The organism is Candidatus Methanoprimaticola sp. MG2 (assembly GCF_047501175.1).
Taxonomy (GTDB): domain Archaea; phylum Thermoplasmatota; class Thermoplasmata; order Methanomassiliicoccales; family Methanomethylophilaceae; genus Methanoprimaticola.
Window position 1 is genome coordinate 130,178 of sequence record NZ_JBEQWH010000005.1, and the last position, 17,264, is coordinate 147,441.

The window sequence follows — 17,264 nt, forward strand, 5'->3', positions numbered from 1 at the left end:
GACGCCGTCCGCTTCGCCCGTGCCTCGGTGGAGGCAGAGGTCAGAGGAACGGAGATGCCCCCGATACCGGGCGATGACAGGTTCTCCGAGGTCTCGGGGGCCTTCGTCACCCTTTCCAACCACCCTTCCGGCGACCTACGCGGTTGCATCGGCATACCGATGCCCGTCATGCCGTTGGGGGACGCCATCAGGCGCGGGGCAGCATCGGCCTGCCACGACCCCCGTTTTCCGGATCTTGAGGAGCATGAGCTTCCCGCCATAACGGTGGAGGTCACGGTCCTGACGCCCCCGGTGCCCATCATGTTCGACGATCCCGCCGAACTGCCCGGGCTGATCGTGGTCGGCCGTGACGGACTGATCATCGAGCTGTTCGGACGCTCGGGACTACTTCTGCCCCAGGTCCCGGTGGAGTGGGGGTGGGACGAGACGGAGTACCTGGACCATCTCTGCATGAAGGCCGGTCTCCCGTCAGGCGCGTGGATGAGCCCCTCCGTCAGGGTGAGCTCCTTCGAAGGAGAGATATGGAAGGAGGAGTCTCCCCGCGGCCGTATATTGGAGGTGGGCATCGATGGAAATCGAGACGGTCATAACGGGACGGGCGTTCATCGACGGCGAGCTGAGGTACGCCGAGGTCGGGATAAACGAGGGGAAGATCGTCACGGTCGGCAGCCTCGTGTCCGGAGGGGACAGGCGGATAGACCTGGGGACCAGCGGGATACTCCTGCCGGGATTCATAGACCCGCACGTCCATCTGAGGGACCCGGGCATGGTCCACAAGGAGGACTTCAGCACGGGGACGCTCGCTGCCGTGCATGCGGGGGTGTCGTGCGTCTTCGACATGCCCAACACGGTCCCTCCGGTGACGGACGTCCGCACGTTCAGGGAGAAGAAGGCCGCGATCAGGGGCAAGGCCGTGACCGATTATGGATTGTTCGCGGCGGTCACAGTAGGGATCAATGCGGGGATGCTCGCCCCCCTCGTGGTGGGATTCAAGCTGTTCATGGGATCCACCACCGGGAACATCCTCATGAACGATGACGACGAGCTCGTGCCCGCGGTCCGCGACGCGCTCGCGACCGGAAGGCGTCTGAGCGTCCATGCGGAGGACAACGACCTGATCTCCAAGGACGAGGAGCGGTGCTGCAGGGACCATCTGCGCAACCGTCCCGCGGAGGCGGAGTGGTCAGCGATCTCCCGTCTCGCCGCCCGTTTCAGAGGGGCCGACATCAACATATGCCATCTGACCACCCCGCGGGGGCTGGACCTCGCCAGGGCCGCCGGGTTCACCACGGAGGTCACCCTGCACCACCTCCTGTTCGAGGTCGACCGCTTCTCTGGGACGGAGTACAAGGTCAACCCGCCGATACGCGACATGGCCACCCGGGACGAGCTGTTCACGAGGTTCGCGGAGGGACAGTTCGACATGATCGGCACGGACCATGCGCCGCATACGGCGGAGGAGAAGCAGCAGGAGTTCGATGCCGCACCGTCGGGCATACCCGGAGTGGAGACCACCATGCCGATGGTCATGGAGATGGTTCGTTCGGGAACGGTCCGGATGGCCGATGCCGTGCGCATGGCGTCGTACAACCCCGGGGCGCTGTTCGGCATACCCAAGGGGCGCATCGCCGAAGGGTACGACGCGGACTTCGCGGTCTTCGACATGAGGAGGACGTCCAGGATCGACGTCCGCGGCCTGCACAGCAGATGCGGCCACTCCCTGTACGGCGGATACGATGCGGTGTTCCCCAGGTCCGTGTGCGTTAGGGGAAGCCTTCAAGTACGCGACGGAGAGTTCTGCGGTGAACCCATTGGGAGGGACGTCCGTGGACTACGAGGTCGATTATTCAGAGATTGCCGGAAGGAAGGTAGAATGCCCCCCGCAGTGCGGCATGTGCTGCCTGTGTCAGCCCGAGGTCCTGCCGGACGAGCGCCCCTTCTTCAAGAGGAACTATCCCGAGCATCTCGTCAGGTCCCGCGGGCCGGACCCGTACACCGCATTGGCGCTGAAGAAGGGCAGGGGGTCCTGCGTGTTCCTCCAGAACCGCAGGTGCACCGTGTACGAGCACAGGACCTCGTACTGCAGGCAGTACCCGTACCACCTGTACGCCAGCGACAGGCTCCAGGTCGAGCTGGACCTCTCGTGCAGAGGCGCCTGGACCGGTCAGGGGGCGAGCGCCATGGACGAGGCCCGCGAGATAATCTCCCGTGCGGACCCCAGGATCGCACAGGCGATCTCGGAATCCAGGAAGGTCTACTCCGAGTTCTACTCCCTGTGCAGGGAGGCCGGGGTCATGGCGGACCCATCGGGCCTCAGGATGTCCGTCTCCGAGAACATAGGCATGTTCACGGACTACGGGTATCTGGGGAAGATAATGGACGCATCCACGTTCGATGCCGTGATGTCCCTTCATGGGATACAGCCCGACAGGGCCCCCGACATGGCATCGCTACAGGATGCGGGCATGGAGCTCGCCATGGAGTCCATGGCGTCCGAGGACCCTCTGAGCGTACCGGTCTACTGCGACCCGCAGTGGAACTGGAACATGTTCATGGCCGTGGACGGGACCATCGAATGGATGGTCATGGACGACGAGGGGGAGCTGCACCACAAGGCCTTCGCCGAGGCGTCCGAGATAAGGCTCCGCATCCCCGATGCGGAGGGGACCGCGATCCTACGCGACTATGTGAGGATCCTGAACGGCAGGGACAGCTTCATGGGGAGCGTGTTCGCCACCATGGACGAGAACGGGTACGAGGACGACATGACGAACTCGTACTACGGATGCCTCTCCGTCACGGTCATGGACCTGCTGTGGAGGATGTCGATGCTCGACCACTTCATGGGGACCGGCACAGGGGCCGACGGTATGAGGGAAGCCATCATCTTCTACGACATGGACCGCCTAGACGCACCGACCATCGGGGCGTTCGTGTGATGGTTCGGGGGATACCTTCATATAACCCCTGCATATTGGAGTGCCTAGTCGCCGTATTAGGGGCGCGTATGCGTACGCGTTTCACGGCATTCACGATTCATTGGAGTGATTGATCATGGGAAAGGGAACACCCGCACAGGGAAAACACAACAAGTACAAGACCCACATCCCCTGCCGCAGGTGCGGCAAGCGCGCATACCACGTCAGAAAGGGAGTCTGCGCGTCCTGTGGATATGGTAAGACCGCTACTCTCAGGTCTTACAGCTGGGCTAAGCTCCGCGACTGATCGAAGGGATCAGAATGACTGGGCCAAAGCACAGCTGCGGCGTCGGCGGCATAAGTGCCGACTATGACGTCTCCCCGTCGCTCTATACGGCCCTGATGATCATTCAGCATCGCGGGCAGGAGAGCGCCGGAATCTCTGTTTTTGACGGCGCCTCCATCGGCACCCTTAAAAATAACGGCCTGGTGAACGTCGCCCTTCCGAAGGACGATGTCGCGAAGGTCCTAGGACACGTCGGGGTGGGCCACGTCAGGTACTCCACCACCGGCAACAAGAGCGCGGTCAACGCTCAGCCCATCACGGTGTCGACCAACTTCGACACCGTCGCCGTTGCGCATAACGGTGACATCACCAACTTCTCCGACCTCAAGGAGAAGTACAGGAGCGAGGGTTGGACGTTCCTAACGGATTCCGACAGCGAGCTCGTAACCAAGCTTCTCGGCAAGTTCATGACCATGTACAACGACCCCGTCAAGTCCATCAGGGCGACGATGGGGGAGCTGGACGGGTCCTATGCCCTGACCATTCTCATCAACGACAGGTTGTTCGCCATACGCGACCCCTACGGGTTCAGGCCACTGTGTCTCGGGAGGCTCGACGGGGGATACATAGCGGTCTCCGAGAGCGCCGCGATAGATGCGCTTCACGGGGAGTTCGTCAGGGACATCGAGCCTGGGGAGATCTGCGAGATCACCAAGGACACCTTCAAGATCTATCCGGCCGTTGCGCAGCACCCCCGTGCATACTGCATGTTCGAGTGGGTCTACTTCGCAAGGCCCGACTCGGTCCTCGACGGGAGCGAGGTGTACGACGTCCGCAAGAAGATCGGGGAGATCCTCGCCAGGGAGTGCCCTGCGGATGTGGACCTGGTGATGCCGGTGCCCGATTCCGGTCGTGCCCATGCGATCGGATACTCCATGGTCGCCGGGATACCCTACGAAGAGGGGTTCATGAAGAACCGCTTCGTCGAGAGGACGTTCATCCTGCCAGACCAGAAGCAGAGGGAGGCGGCCGTCTCCATGAAGATGAACCCGATCAAGAGCACCGTGTCCGGGAAGCGCATCATGATCGTGGACGACAGCATCGTCAGGGGTACGACCCTGAAGAAGCTCATCACCATGCTCCGCAATGCCGGTGCGAAGGAGGTGCACGTGAGGATCGGGAGTCCCCCGATCATAGCGCCCTGCTACTACGGTGTCGATATGAAGTCCAGAGACCAGTTCATCGCCACAAAGCACAGTGTCGATGAGATCAAGGAGATCATCGGGGCCGACAGCCTCGGGTACATAAGTCTCGAGGGTCTCGTCGAGGCCATCGGGTTCAAGGAGAGCGACCTGTGCCTGGCATGCGTCAACGGGAAGTACCCCACATGCATTCCCGGTGAGGTCCACAGGTTCCAGACCAATCTCCATGAGAGCTTCGGCACGGACCAAAGTGACAAAAAGATTTAAATACGAGGATAATATCCTCGTCTTTACTGGGCAGGTAGATCAGTTGGAAGATCGTTACCTTGGCATGGTAGAGGCCGCGAGTTCGAATCTCGCCCTGTCCACCTTTTGACTTCTTTCGGACATCGTCTCTTTGGATGGTTCCGTTGTCCGCCCTGTCTTTCCAAGCCATCTCGACGTTCTCGATCGCGAGGCTGTCGCCTCCAGAGGCATCATCGTGTCGGTCCCAATGCGATCCGGGGATGAGCGCATCCGCTGAACAGTACCAGCGTACGCTATGGCATGGTCACGCCAGGGATGTGCGATTCTCATCGTATGTTTCCATAGACCTCCTGCATATGCGGGCTTCGGGGCCCTGGAGCTTTGGACAGTGGCCGGTCAGTCCGAATCCTCGGTCCTTCCGGCATTCCGGACGGCCATCGGGTCCCTGCGGTTGGTCAGAAAATACACCCTCTTCCCGGCGGGCATGAACGATGCGATTATCCCGTCGCGTTCCATCTTGGACAGGGTCTCGTGTAGTCTCTTCGGCGTTATGCGCAGGTTCCTTGCGATATGGGCGTCCGTCATTCCGCCGCTGCACTCCATCATCATGCGCATTATCTGGCAGCTTCTCCCGCCGTATACGGATCCCATGTCTTCGATGCCAGGCAGGACCACGGTCACGCTTCCTGCCGAGAAATGGATCCGGGGGATTTCCTATGACCTCTTGTACGATTGTACGATCCCGGGGATGCCTTTTATCGTCATGTTCCTGAAGCCCATCTCGATGAGGATCTTCGCGAGGGCAGGATTGCGGTTCCTGTTACCGTAGTCCTGGCCCAGGGACACATGGCCTCCTGGAGATGTTATCACGACTCTGTTGCTGGACACATTGACCATAGTCGGGCACTCCTCGCAATAGCTCCTGTGCGAGACCGCGTTCAACACAGCCTCGGACACGGCCATCTCCGGGAATTTCATCAGTCCGCCGTCCTGTTCGTCCGCGATCTCCCTGCGTATGGCGGATATCCTGCCCACGGTCTTTATTATCTGACTCGGTGCGGATCCCTTCAGGGTCTCCAGATACGTACTGTCCTTGTATAGTTCTATCTCCCATGGGCACTGATCGGACATCATCAGGCCCAGGTTCGTGTACATCCCATTCGGAGCGAGAAAGCGGTTCTCCATGCCGCTGATTCTGCAGTCCTTGCGTGCGGATATAGATCTGAACTCTCCGAAACTCAGATTCTGGTTTGCTGATTCAAGGCTTTCATAGACGAGCTACCCCTTGGTGATCATCATATTCCGGTTTGAGTACAACGTATGTTAATCTGACTGTTACTTGTATACAGTTTTTGTAGATTACATTCGTGATAGCTACCGTTTTAGTATATATCGGCCCATTACAACATCAAGGTGAAACCATGGCAGACATTCCAGCCAACGTCATTGAGAAGATGGGCGCCGAGGGCACTGTGAAGACCCTTGTGACCGCCAGTGCGGACGGACAGCCCCACGCCATCGTCTGCGGATCCATCATCTCCCCAGAGCCCAGCAAGATGATCGTCGGAGAGATCCTCATGCACAAGTCCGCGCAGAACCTCGCCGAGAATCCAAAGGCGGCATTCATGATCGCCGCAGGGATGGAGGCATGGGAGATCGACGTCAAGAACCCCGTGCGCATCGCCGAGGGTCCCGCCCTCGACCAGATGAACGCCCAGCTCGAGGCCATCCACTTGCACGCGAACGCCCTCTGGATGTTCGATGTGGACGCTGTCTACGATCAGGGCGCCAACCCCAACGCGGGCAAGAAGATTGCTTGAAAACCATTTCCGCCCTTCGGGGCGGGTTCTAAATACATATACCCTCAACCCATGACAGCGGTCATGGAAGTCTCCGATATCACAGGCTGGCTTAGCAGCAATCTGCCGCAGGTCATCCTTATCGTCGGGGGACTGCTGGCTATCGCCGTGGCGGTCTCTTACGCCAAGGATAAGGATTCGGGCAAGTACAAGGCTCTGATGGTCCTCGGGTTCATATTCGGGATATTCATGGCCCTGGAGGCGGCCACTAACTTCGGACATTGGAACACCGTGACGTCCGTCATAATAGCAGTGGCAGCATTCACATTGATCATAAGGCCGTTCCGTGAGGTCCACTTCGCGGTCATCCTCGGCCTCTTCGTCATGGTCGTGGTGTACATCTGGCTCGGAGGGCTCACAGAGGTCTCCGGCATAGACATAAGCTTCCTTGCGGACAATCCGGTGAGGATCATAGTGGCATTCATCATCGGCGGTCTGTGCTACGCCATATTCAACTTCGGGGAGGCCATCGTGAAGCTGTTCGGTAAGATCCTGAACTGGTGGCCCCTGCTGTTCCTGCTTGGATGCGTCTGCGTCGTGGAGGGTGCCATGATGTTCCTCGGGTACGGGTCCATAGTGGATTACATCAACATCCAGCAGATCATCTGCTGATCCAACCCCTTACGGCATCCTTCGGATGCCGGCAATCCCAGACCATGCTGGCTGTCCTTTTCCCTTTCGATTTTTCAACGAAATTCGTGAAATTTTCATCTAAATCCGCTGTTGCATATCGTTCAGATTATCCAGATTCGTTCATTCCGTTTTCGGAAGATGCTAAGCTTTAAATGATAGTAGCAGATGGGGTAAAAAGTGGGCTCGTGGCTTAGCCAGGATATAGCGCTGGCCTTCTAAGCCAGACGCCCCGGGTTCGAATCCCGGCGGGCCCGCCAAGGATGCATAAGCCCTAGCGGGTTAACATTCAGGAAGGAACGATCATGAAGAGAAGCTCGCGCGCCTGGAAGAAACGCGGCAACCAGCGTTGGAAATGGCGCAAGAAGAAAATGAGAAGAAGAAAGAGAGCAGCAAAGATGCGCAAGAAGTGATTTGCAACTCGCAATTCACGCTCAAGGGGGTATAGGCTAACCTGGCAGACTGGTGGGCTCCAGTTATTGAGAGTGATTGAAAATGGGTTTGCTGACAGTTGATGACTAACTGGAGCGATGACTCATTGATTCCACCGGGGTCGCTCCCCGGTAGTGGAAACCCGCTGACGAGGGTTCAAATCCCTCTGCCCCCACCTTGCGCACTTTACTATCTTTCTCCGGCACTTCGGTGCCGAGACAACCCTTTCCAGAACCTATTTACTGCTTTTTTCATACATTGATACGGGGATCCTATCGTCATGAAGGGTGTCACGGCTTCTGTGGACCCCTGAGCGTCTTGACGGTCTCAATCACGTCTCGGCCATGTTCGGGTGCGCAGATGCACCTGTCGGTCCGACGGGGTGGCCAGTAGGGCGACCTCTCATGCATACACGTCGAGAAATCCCGATCCAAAGAGGCGAGATCGAGGGTCATACGTCATCGGGGAACATGAGGGCTGACTTTCGTTCAGATCTAAGGTCCGTCTTTGTTCGCGGTGTTCCATTCAATGCAGTCCGACAAGGTCGTTTGGAACGAGATGACAAAACTGATCGGACAGACCATGGAAATGAGATTGTCGGCCTCTTGCGATGTTCATGTCCGTGTATCTTCAGGCGGAATGCGGTAGAACATTACGCAATTGTTCACCTCGATGTCGGATGCCACCAGGTATAATGCCCGAAAACCAGTGAGATGCTATGGGGATCATCGCCAAAGGGGGAATAATTCCGGCATTGTAGTAATGTGTGTCTTGTAAGACATCGAAAGAAATCCTTTTTATCCGGAGAGTGGCCCTGGATGCCATAAGGTCGGATAAGGAATGAGGGGGTGCTGGGGAGCACCCCCGTTGGAGCTTCAGTTCTTGAAGCTGTGGATGGGAGCGGGGATCCTTCCGCCCCTGTTCACGAAGTCGGCGCATCCGAATATGTTGACCGGCATGATGCCCGCATCCCCGAGAAGGCCTCCGAACATCGCCCTGTCCCCGACATCCTTCCCGATGACGGGTATGACCCTGACCGCGGTGGTCTTCTGGTTTATCATCCCTATCGCCATCTCGTCCGCGATGATGCCTGCGATGGTGGTCGCCGGGACGTTGCCGGGAATCGCGATCATATCGAGTCCGACGGAGCACACGCAGGTCATCGCCTCCAGTTTCTCCAGGCTGAGTGCTCCGATCGCGGCCGCCTCCGCCATGGAACTGTCCTCCGTGACCGGGATGAACGCGCCGCTGAGCCCTCCGACGTAGGACGAGGCCATCACACCACCCTTCTTGACCTGGTCGTTGAGGATGGCCAGTGCGGCGGTCGTCCCGGGAGCTCCTGCGTACTCCATGCCCATCTCGTGGATGATGTCGGCGATGCTGTCCCCCACTGCGGGCGTGGGAGCCAGCGACAGGTCGACGATGCCGAACGGGACGTTCAGCCTCTTGGACGCCTCCTTGGCGAAGAGCTGTCCGACCCTGGTGACCTTGAACGCGGTCTTCTTGATCGTCTCGCACAGGACCTCGAAGCTCTGTCTGTGGACCTTGGTGAGGGCATCCCTCACGACGCCGGGGCCGCTGACGCCAACGTTGATCACGCAGTCCCCCTCGGTGACCCCGTGGAACGCTCCTGCCATGAACGGGTTGTCGTCGGGAGGGTTGCAGAACACGACGAGTTTGGCGCAGCCTATGGAGTCCCTCTCCTTGGTGGCCTCCGCGGTCTTGACGACTATGTCCCCCATCAGCCTGACCGCGTCCATGTTGATCCCGGTCTTGGTGGACCCGAGACTGATGGACGAGCAGACGCGCTCGGTCGTGGCTAGGGCCTGGGGGATGGACTCGATCAGGAGCCTGTCCGCGGCGGACATGCCTTTCTGGACGAGTGCGGAGTATCCTCCGATGAAGTTGACCCCGATCTCCCTGCCGACGGCATCCAGGGTCTGTGCGATCTTCACGAAGTCTCCGGGTATGCGGCACGCTGCACCTCCGATCAGGGCGATGGGCGTGACGGACACCCTCTTGTTGATTACAGGGACGCCGAACTCGTTGCCGAGCTCGTCCCCTACCTCCACCAGTCTCCCGGCCAGTCTGAGGATCTTGTCGTGGATCTTCCGGCACAGGGTGTCGAGGTCTGGATCTATGCAGTCCAGGAGGCTAATGCCCATCGTGATGGTTCTCACATCAAGATTCTCGCGGGCGACCATCTCGTAGGTCTCGAAGACCTCATTCAGTTCTACCATGCTCTCAGATCCTGTGCATCATCTCGAAGATCTCTTCGTGTGTCGCCTTGACGATGCATCCGACCTTCTTCCCGACCTCGTCGAGTCCTGCGTTGAGGCTCTCGAAGTCGCCGGTGTACTTGGTCGTGTCAACGATCAGGATCATGTTGATGTAGTCCTGGACCGTGGTCTGCTTGATGTCGAGGATGTTGATGTTGTTCTCGGCGAAGAAGTTGCACACGGTGGCGATGATCCCCACGTGGTCCTTCCCGACGAGTGTGACGATAGTTCTACTCATGTCTCTACCTCCCTTCCCTGCTTCATCAGGGCGTACTCCAAAGAATCGACGAGCGCAATCAGACTCGCCTCTATCACGTTTTCGGAGACGCCGACCGTGGTCCAGCTGCTCTCCCCGTCCGTGGAACGGATGAGGACCCTAACACTTGCCGCGGTGGCCGACTTCTCGTCCAGCACGCGGACCTTGTAGTCCGTCAGTCTGATGTTCTTGATGCCCGGGAAGAAGCTTCCCAGGGCCTTCCTGATGGCATTGTCCAGCGCATTGACCGGACCGTCCCCGTCAGATGCGGTGTGCTCCACGTTGCCGGAGCTGTCGCGCACCTTGACGCTGGCCTCGGAGTCCATGTCCCCGTTGCGGCTGTCTATGAAGATCCTGAACCCGTCGACGTTGAAGTGCTCCTCCAGGTCGCCCCTGAGCCTCCTCACGAGCAGTTCGAAGCTCGCTTCGGCGCCTTCGAACTCGTATCCGCGGGATTCCATCTCCTTGATGAGGCGGGTGATCTCCGGGCTGTCGGTCCCGCTCTCCAGTCCGAGCTCCTCGAGCTTCTCCGTGATGGCGGCCTTACCGGACATGTCCGACACGAGGATGCGGCGCTTGTTGCCGACCGTGGACGGGTCCACGTGCTCGTATGTGCGGTTGTCCTTCACCAGGGCGGAGACGTGCATCCCGCCCTTGTGCGCGAATGCACGGTCCCCGACATACGACATGCCTGCGGCGGGGGCCATGTTGGCCACCTCCCCCACGAACTTGGAAAGTCCGGTGAGGCCGGTCAGGTCCTTGTCGCCGATGTCGTGCTCGCACTTCATCGCGAGGTTCGGCATCACGGCGCACAGGTTGGCGTTCCCGCACCTCTCCCCTATGCCGTTGATGGTCCCCTGGACCATGGAGCATCCCGCATCGACCGCGGACAGGGTGCACGATGTGGCGAGGTCCGCGTCGTTGTGGCAGTGTATCCCGATGGGGATCCCTATCACGGACCGTACGCGGCGGCATGCCTCCCCGATGAACCCTGGGAGGGACCCTCCGTTCGTGTCGCAGAGGACGATCCACTCGGCACCGCCTCTCTCGGCGGCCTCGAGCACCTTCAGGGAGTAGTCGGGATTCTCGCGGAACCCGTCGAAGAAGTGCTCCGCATCGAACAGCACGCGCTTCCCGTGGGACACGAGGAACGCTATGCTGTCCTCTACCATCCCCAGATTGTCCTCCAGCGACACGCCGAGGGCGTCCGTAACCTGGAAGTCCCATGACTTCCCGAATATGCAGCACCATTCGACCGGGCACCGGACGAGGTTCACGAGGTTCCCGTCCTCCTCCGGTCTGATGCCCGGCCTGCGGGTGCTCCCGAACGCCGTGAGCCTGCTGTTCCTCAGGTCGAGGCCCGATGCCTTGCTGAAGAAGTCGTCGTCCCTGGGATTGGACCCGGGCCATCCGCCCTCCACGAAGTCCATCCCGAACTGGTCCAGCCTCTTCAGGATGTCCAGCTTGTCCTCGCAGGAGAACGAGACCCCTTCGCACTGCGCGCCGTCGCGCAGGGTAGTGTCGTAGATGAGGACCCTCATTGTGGCTTTACCCTCTCGTCCATTATGGAGACGAGGTCGCTGAGTATGGCGGATGCGGTCTCCAGCCTTCCGGCGCCCCTCCCGGTGACCGTTATGGGTCCGGCAAGGTCGCTGAGGATCTGTGCGGTGTTGAGCGTTCCGGATATGCTGAGGGGATGTCCCTTGGGCACAAGCCTCGGTCCGACCTCCAGCTTGGTCTCGGACACCTCTCCAATGAGCCTTATGACCATGTTGCGTGAGGCTGCGAGGGCCACGGCATCCTCTGTTATTGACGTGATGCCGGTGATGCGCACATCGTTGAACGTGACGTCCCTTCCGAAGACGGTGTTCGCCAGGATCGCGATCTTGCACGCGCTGTCGTATCCCTCGATGTCGTTGGTGGGATCGGTCTCGGCGTATCCCATCTGCTGCGCCTCCTTCAGGGCCTGTTCGAACGGCTGGCCCTTGTCCATCTTGCTGAGGATGAAGTTGCAGGTCCCGTTGAATATACCGCGGAGGGAGCAGATGTTCTCCCCAACCAGGTTCTCCCTGCAGAGGTTGATGATGGGCATGGCCCCTCCCACCGACCCCTCGAACCTAAGCAGGCACCCGTTCCTCTTGGCGAGGTCGGTGAGCTCCGAGAACCTCAGGGCCAGGGGGCCCTTGTTGACCGTTATGACGTCCTTCTTGTTCTCGAGGGCGCATATGATGTTCTTCAGACCCACTCCGCCGGTCTTGACGTCCGTGGGGCTGACCTCTACGAGTATATCATAGTCGATGCCCTCCAGGACCTGGACGGAATCCGTGTACTCGCGGTCCCCGACCCTCTTGTCGGAGATCTTGCGCTCCACCAGTCTCTCCGGGTCGAACCCGTTCGGGTCGTACGCATAGGACCTTGAGTCCATGGCCCCGACTATGACGACGTCCTCGCCGTATCTGTCGCGTATGAACTGGCGGCGTCTGGCGATGACCTCGCAGAACCCTTGTCCGACGGTACCGAAACCGCAGATGAACACCTTCATCTCAGACACCCCTCACATATGTCATGCCGGATTTCCTGCACTCCATGTCCAGGAACTCGTCCAGCTTGTCCAGGTCGTCCTTGCTCTTCGTCTTCACGGAGAGTATGCCGGTGCGCTTCGAATAGTCCGTCGCCTTGGAGGAGTACCTGACATCAACGGCCTCGAGGTCCGCTATGGTGGATGCCTTGTTGATCAGCCTCTCGATGTATCTGGCATCTATGTCCCCGATCAGCATGTAGTCCATGGTATAGGTTTCATGGGCCGATCCGATCTTGGATATGATGACGTCCTTCGATTTCCAGATGCCCTTGAGGCGCTCGAGCTGATCCTCCTCCACCTCGAAGGTTATGTTGATGCATATGCGATGGTTGACGATCCTCTCGCGGTTGTGCACAACACCAAGTATGTTCCCGTCGACGATGGATATGGGCTCCAGGGAGCCTACGAGTTGTCCGGGCAGGTCTTTGACGTACAGTTCGGCGTTTACTATCATGCGCGCGCCTCTTTGCTCCGAGGATGAGCATTCCCTATTTAAAAACAAGGAACGCGCGCGCGTGGACGGCGATGCATCGGACTCCGTACGGGTCGGGAACGATATGCGCTCGAAATGATATGATGAAGAAGCGCCGAGAGGGAGATTTGAACTCCCGAGGGAAAGTTCCCACGAGCTTTCCAGGCTCGCGCCTTACCGGGCTGGGCCATCTCGGCTTGTATTTCGGGGGAACAGCTCCCCCCATTAAAAGCTTTGCATACTCCCCGTTCGATCCGATGCCGTTCACACCGTCGGCCAGACGATATCGCGCCTGTAATCGCTCAAATGGCGCCTCACCGATCTCGCCCTCGCGAGCTCCTCGGTGTCGACGGTGAATCTGGCGATCCCCTCGGACTCGGACCCGCAGGACGACACCACATTGCCAAGGGGGTCGTATGCCCTCGACAGTCCCGCCATGTCCAGGCCGGCCATGGGGCCGACGTTGTTCACGAATGCCAGGTATGTGACGTTCTCCAGGGCCCTTGCCGGGAGGACCTTCTCGAAGTACTCCGTGGAGGGCTTCGCTGCAGCCGATATGCACAGGTTTACGTCCGCCTTCCTCAGCGAGCAGCTGCGGAGGATCTCCGGGAAGTATACGTCGTAGCAGATGCACATCCCGAATCTGAGTCCGTGGTACAGGCCGATCGCGGGCTTCTTCCCAGGGACGTATCCGTCCTCGGAGTAGATACCGAACCTTGCCAGGTACAGCTTGTCATAGACGGCCTCCCCGTCGGGGGACAGGAACACCAGCGAGTTGGTGGCCCCCTGATCGGTGACCACGGCGGTACCGACGGCGACGGCCTTGTCATGCTTCCTGCACAGGTCGGACAGCTTCGATATGCTCTCGTCTATCCTCTCTCCAATGCCCTCGGGGCTCGTGCCGTATCCGTTGAGGAACGATTCTGGGAACACGAGGACGTCCGCGTCATCGGACATCATGATGCCCGATATCCTCTCCGCATTCCTCTCCGGAGATCCCGGTGTCGGGCGGATCTGGCACAGTGCTACTTCGACGCGCATGCGGAGAAATCGTCGTCACACCTATTATAATCTGACACAGGGACACCGTTAAATCTCCGTGCCAGGATACATTCCCAGCATGACCGTAAAGATCCCCCAAATTACGAATGAGGACGCAGAGGGCCTCATAGGATTCATAAAGAGCACGGTGGAGAGCGCCGGATGCAAGGGAGTCGTCGTAGGGCTGAGCGGAGGCGTGGACTCCGCGACGGTGACAAAGCTATGTGCAGATGCGATCGGTGCCGAGAACGTCCTCAACGTGTTCATGCCATCCAGGGTCACGCCTGTCGAGGACTACAAGACGACCTCGGAGCTGAGCACCCTGTGGGGGACCGAGTACAAGGTCGTGGACGTGCAGCCTGCGGTGGATGCCCTGGCGGCGGTCCTCCTCTCCGGAAGGGAGACCCCCTTGGAGCGCGGTAACATATCTGCGAGGTGCAGGATGATCGTCCTGTACAACCTCGCGAAGAAGAGGAACTATCTGGTCGTGGGAACCTCCAACCAGAGCGAGCTCATGATGGGGTACTTCACCAAGTTCGGCGACGGGGCATGCGACATGACTCCGATGGCTAACCTGTACAAGACCGAGGTCAGACAGCTTGCCCGCATCATCGGGGTCCCGGAACCGATCATCGCCAAGCCGCCGTCTGCCGGACTGTGGGAGGGTCAGACCGACGAGAGCGAGATGGGGATCAGATACGAGGACCTGGATGGGATACTGTATGATCTGGAACAGGACCGCTCGGATTCGCAGATCGCCGTTGACACGGGCCTTCCGATCGAGGAGATCGACAGGATCCGCAGGCAGGTCAAGTCGATGGAGCACAAGCGTCTTCCTGCCATCCGTCCCAGGGATTTTTAAACTAAACAGGGGAATCTAGGAAAATTATAAATATATCATAGATATCCCCTGATTCAGAAAGCTCCTGTAGTGTAGCGGCCAATCATGAAGCCCTCTCGAGGCTTCGACTCGGGTTCAAATCCCGACGGGAGCACCTCATTCTCACATCCAGACCCTTCTGAGGTCTGGTTCAATCTTTCATCCAGACCGCCGAGGTCTTCGTATTTATACCGCTCGGTCCCGGTCATCTCGGCACCCCCGCGTCCCAGGCGGACCGCGCCGCCTCTATGGCGTCGCCCTCGCGGCGGCGGCCGTAGTAGCGCTCGGTGGTCTTGGTTGTGGCGTGTCCGGCCAGGACCGACACCGCCTCCAGGTCTATCCCGTCGTCCAGCGCCGCCTGTATGTAGGTGCGGCGGAGGGCGCGGAAGTCGAAGTCGAGGCCGACGGCGTCGCACACCACGCACAGGAGGTTGTAGGAGTACGCCGCGGGCAGGACCCCGCCGTCGGTGGACGCGGGGATCCAGTACGGGGAGCGGACGCCGCGGTCCGCGAGGAAGCGTCCGCGGACCTCCAGGTAGCGGGCGAGCACGGGGCGGGCCTCAGGGCGGATCAGGACGGTGCGGGGCTCCCCGTAGGTGTCCCCGCCCTTGACGACCCCGAGGTAGAGGGTCCCGTCCCCCGGGTCGTAGTCGTCCACGCGGCAGTTCCTGATCTCGGACCAGCGGAGGCCCCCGCACATCGCCAGCAGCACGGAGGCGAATGCCCGCAACGTGAAGAAGTCGTCCGCATCCGAGGATGCTGAGACGATCCGCGCCATGGATTCGGCATCGATGCCCGAGAGCCTCCGGCGGTGGATCTTCGGAACCAGGAACGGGTACCGGGTCTTGGCCACGCGCACGCAGTCGTTCCCGTAGAAGTCGCACAGGGACCCGAGGACGGAGAGCTCCCGCGTGCAGGATATCGGGGAGACCGTGCCGGACCTCTCGATGTAGAAGTCCCTGACGTCCTCGGAGGTCATGTACACGGGGTCGCACGTGGAGAGCCTCCCCTCCCGGTGGAGGGCCTCCACGATCCCGCCTATCCTCCTCAGGGTGCGGGCCCTGTCGTCCAGCGTCTCGGCGTTCCAGCGTCCGGAATGCTCGTAGACGCGCAGGAACTCGTCGAGGCGCGCACGGAACGGGTACCTCATGCCCCCGCCTCCGGACGGCAGGCCCCGAACTCCGCGAGGCGCACCCAGTGGGGCGGCACGTCCCCGCAGGGGCATCCCCTCGGACGCTCCCCGTTGTGCAGCACGAGGAGGCAGCGGGCGGGAACGGACGATTCCGCATCGACCCGGCTGCACCCGTCGCAGACGTAGATCTCCGACATCATCTGATCGCCCTCCACAGCCTGCGGGCATGCCCGTCGCCGTGACTCCATCCGGCACGGCGGATGCTCCTGCCCTCCATCCTCATGACATCGGACCTTGTGACGGTGCGGTCCGCGTCCAGGGCCTCGACGATCTCCGCAACGGTGGAGGGACCGTTCCTCCGGAGGAACTCCAGGATGTCGTCCTGGCGTTCCGCGGTATGGGGGATCATCTGCGGGACCTCCTGTTCTTGATGCTCTGAAGGACAGCATCGAACCCCTTGTCCACATTGACGCGGCTGCGCTTGGAATCGCCTCCTTCCGGCACGACCTTTCCTGTCCAACGTGCGTTCACTTTGGCATGATCTGCCTTGATCACGGTGCCTGCGGGCGGTCTGATCTCAGAATCTTCCGACGCCGGGTACTGCTTGGTAATCTCCACCTCCACAGAACCCTTGGCGGTTACGAGCTGTCCCTTGTGCTTTCCCCGGCGTCTGTTGGGTTTCTCGTCGTTCTCGACCTTATCGGCGCGGACGACGGCGGCCTGTCCCTCGATGCGCTTACTCATTGGGGGATCCTCCGAACTCGCGCTTGAGCTGCTCGACCTCTTCCGGAGTCATCTCCGCGACTTCATCCGCAAGATAACCTGATATGCCGCTGAAGCGCCTGCTCCGCGGATCGGCGCTGTCCCAGTCCAGCAGACCCTCCTCTGCCAGAACATCGAAAACCTCCTCAGCCTGTTCGCCCAGAAGACCGTAGTCCGTCACATCGGGGTATCCGAACTCCGGATCATCGCTGTGCGCTTTCGCATACAGGACAATCCTGCGGGCCCATTCGTCGGTGGTCCTGTGTCCGGGCCATTCGTCGTCGCTCT

The 17,264-nt window shown here is 59.9% G+C and carries 19 protein-coding genes, 5 tRNA genes and 2 pseudogenes; 12 read left to right on the top strand and 14 right to left on the bottom strand.

All coding sequences use genetic code 11. The features are described from left to right. Positions 1-54 precede the first annotated feature (54 nt). The 6 genes and pseudogenes from amrA to V5D86_RS05445 all read left to right on the top strand — a co-directional run. Positions 55-498: pseudogene (amrA, locus tag V5D86_RS05420) on the top strand (AmmeMemoRadiSam system protein A); the annotation flags it as partial. Positions 499-568: 70 nt separating this feature from the next. Beyond that, positions 569-1,729 (top strand): annotated as a pseudogene (locus tag V5D86_RS05425) (dihydroorotase); the annotation flags it as partial. Positions 1,730-1,826: 97 nt separating this feature from the next. After that, entirely contained in the window at positions 1,827-2,939 is a 1,113-nt protein-coding gene (locus tag V5D86_RS05430) for a YkgJ family cysteine cluster protein (RefSeq protein ID WP_414595677.1), read from the top strand. 115 nt (positions 2,940-3,054) lie between these two features. Further along, complete coding sequence (locus V5D86_RS05435; RefSeq protein WP_414595678.1) at positions 3,055-3,225, top strand: 50S ribosomal protein L37e; 171 nt, start codon at positions 3,055-3,057, stop codon at positions 3,223-3,225. A 14-nt stretch (positions 3,226-3,239) separates the two neighbouring features. Next, positions 3,240-4,673 carry an amidophosphoribosyltransferase gene (gene purF, locus V5D86_RS05440; protein ID WP_414595679.1) on the top strand — a complete coding sequence of 478 codons (1,434 nt, stop codon included), beginning with the start codon at positions 3,240-3,242 and terminating at the stop codon, positions 4,671-4,673. A gap of 28 nt (positions 4,674-4,701) precedes the next feature. Beyond that, positions 4,702-4,774: transfer RNA gene (locus V5D86_RS05445), tRNA-Ala, on the top strand. A gap of 274 nt (positions 4,775-5,048) precedes the next feature. Here V5D86_RS05445 and V5D86_RS05450 read toward each other — a convergent pair. Together V5D86_RS05450 and V5D86_RS05455 are read right to left on the bottom strand one after the other, a co-directional pair. After that, positions 5,049-5,333 (bottom strand): winged helix-turn-helix domain-containing protein, encoded by a 285-nt coding sequence (locus V5D86_RS05450; protein WP_414595680.1) that lies wholly within the window; start codon positions 5,331-5,333, stop codon positions 5,049-5,051. A gap of 33 nt (positions 5,334-5,366) precedes the next feature. Next, the gene (locus tag V5D86_RS05455; protein WP_414595681.1) at positions 5,367-5,837 is read right to left on the bottom strand and encodes an ATP-binding protein; all 471 of its coding nucleotides are present in this window, start codon (positions 5,835-5,837) and stop codon (positions 5,367-5,369) included. Between the two features lie 236 nt (positions 5,838-6,073). On the opposite strand from V5D86_RS05455, the gene V5D86_RS05460 reads away from it, so the two are divergent. The 4 genes from V5D86_RS05460 (at position 6,074) to V5D86_RS05475 (ending at position 7,748) form a co-directional block, all read left to right on the top strand. Further along, the gene (locus V5D86_RS05460; protein ID WP_414595682.1) at positions 6,074-6,472 is read left to right on the top strand and encodes a pyridoxamine 5'-phosphate oxidase family protein; all 399 of its coding nucleotides are present in this window, start codon (positions 6,074-6,076) and stop codon (positions 6,470-6,472) included. A gap of 63 nt (positions 6,473-6,535) precedes the next feature. Beyond that, complete coding sequence (locus tag V5D86_RS05465) at positions 6,536-7,123, top strand: hypothetical protein (protein WP_414595683.1); 588 nt, start codon at positions 6,536-6,538, stop codon at positions 7,121-7,123. Between the two features lie 200 nt (positions 7,124-7,323). After that, a tRNA-Arg gene (locus tag V5D86_RS05470) sits at positions 7,324-7,401 on the top strand. Positions 7,402-7,579: 178 nt separating this feature from the next. Further along, positions 7,580-7,748: transfer RNA gene (locus V5D86_RS05475), tRNA-Trp, on the top strand. Between the two features lie 700 nt (positions 7,749-8,448). Here V5D86_RS05475 and V5D86_RS05480 read toward each other — a convergent pair. The 7 genes from V5D86_RS05480 to V5D86_RS05510 all read right to left on the bottom strand — a co-directional run bounded on the left by V5D86_RS05480 (position 8,449) and on the right by V5D86_RS05510 (position 14,202). Then, positions 8,449-9,813, bottom strand: a complete 1,365-nt coding sequence (locus V5D86_RS05480; protein ID WP_414595684.1) for a PFL family protein — start codon at positions 9,811-9,813, stop codon at positions 8,449-8,451. A 4-nt stretch (positions 9,814-9,817) separates the two neighbouring features. Further along, positions 9,818-10,090 carry an ACT domain-containing protein gene (locus V5D86_RS05485; protein ID WP_414595685.1) on the bottom strand — a complete coding sequence of 91 codons (273 nt, stop codon included), beginning with the start codon at positions 10,088-10,090 and terminating at the stop codon, positions 9,818-9,820. Continuing rightward, positions 10,087-11,649 carry a citramalate synthase gene (gene cimA / locus V5D86_RS05490; protein ID WP_414595686.1) on the bottom strand — a complete coding sequence of 521 codons (1,563 nt, stop codon included), beginning with the start codon at positions 11,647-11,649 and terminating at the stop codon, positions 10,087-10,089. The genes V5D86_RS05485 and cimA overlap by 4 nt, the downstream gene beginning before the upstream one ends. Further along, positions 11,646-12,650 carry a homoserine dehydrogenase gene (locus tag V5D86_RS05495; RefSeq protein ID WP_414595687.1) on the bottom strand — a complete coding sequence of 335 codons (1,005 nt, stop codon included), beginning with the start codon at positions 12,648-12,650 and terminating at the stop codon, positions 11,646-11,648. The genes cimA and V5D86_RS05495 overlap by 4 nt, the downstream gene beginning before the upstream one ends. Position 12,651: 1 nt before the next feature. Next, positions 12,652-13,143, bottom strand: coding sequence for a homoserine dehydrogenase (locus V5D86_RS05500; protein ID WP_414595688.1), 492 nt, complete (start codon positions 13,141-13,143; stop codon positions 12,652-12,654). 131 nt (positions 13,144-13,274) lie between these two features. Further along, positions 13,275-13,358 (bottom strand) — tRNA-Ser (locus V5D86_RS05505). A gap of 67 nt (positions 13,359-13,425) precedes the next feature. After that, positions 13,426-14,202, bottom strand: a complete 777-nt coding sequence (locus tag V5D86_RS05510) for a carbon-nitrogen hydrolase family protein (protein ID WP_414595689.1) — start codon at positions 14,200-14,202, stop codon at positions 13,426-13,428. A 79-nt stretch (positions 14,203-14,281) separates the two neighbouring features. On the opposite strand from V5D86_RS05510, the gene V5D86_RS05515 reads away from it, so the two are divergent. Together V5D86_RS05515 and V5D86_RS05520 are read left to right on the top strand one after the other, a co-directional pair. After that, positions 14,282-15,064, top strand: a complete 783-nt coding sequence (locus V5D86_RS05515; RefSeq protein ID WP_414595690.1) for an NAD+ synthase — start codon at positions 14,282-14,284, stop codon at positions 15,062-15,064. A gap of 60 nt (positions 15,065-15,124) precedes the next feature. After that, a tRNA-Glu gene (locus tag V5D86_RS05520) sits at positions 15,125-15,197 on the top strand. Positions 15,198-15,287: 90 nt separating this feature from the next. Here V5D86_RS05520 and V5D86_RS05525 read toward each other — a convergent pair. From V5D86_RS05525 to V5D86_RS05545, 5 genes are all read right to left on the bottom strand, one after another. After that, on the bottom strand, positions 15,288-16,232 hold the full coding sequence (locus V5D86_RS05525; protein ID WP_414595691.1) for a tyrosine-type recombinase/integrase: 945 nt from the start codon (positions 16,230-16,232) through the stop codon (positions 15,288-15,290). Then, on the bottom strand, positions 16,229-16,414 hold the full coding sequence (locus V5D86_RS05530; RefSeq protein WP_414595692.1) for a hypothetical protein: 186 nt from the start codon (positions 16,412-16,414) through the stop codon (positions 16,229-16,231). Before V5D86_RS05530 ends, V5D86_RS05525 begins: the two co-directional genes overlap by 4 nt. Next, a complete protein-coding gene (locus V5D86_RS05535) occupies positions 16,411-16,623 on the bottom strand; it encodes a hypothetical protein (protein ID WP_414595693.1) in 213 nt (70 codons plus the stop codon). The genes V5D86_RS05530 and V5D86_RS05535 overlap by 4 nt, the downstream gene beginning before the upstream one ends. Then, complete coding sequence (locus tag V5D86_RS05540) at positions 16,620-16,958, bottom strand: hypothetical protein (protein ID WP_414595694.1); 339 nt, start codon at positions 16,956-16,958, stop codon at positions 16,620-16,622. Before V5D86_RS05540 ends, V5D86_RS05535 begins: the two co-directional genes overlap by 4 nt. Then, positions 16,951-17,264: hypothetical protein (locus V5D86_RS05545; protein WP_414595695.1), on the bottom strand; the 314-nt coding region annotated here is incomplete at its 5' end. The genes V5D86_RS05545 and V5D86_RS05540, both read right to left, overlap by 8 nt.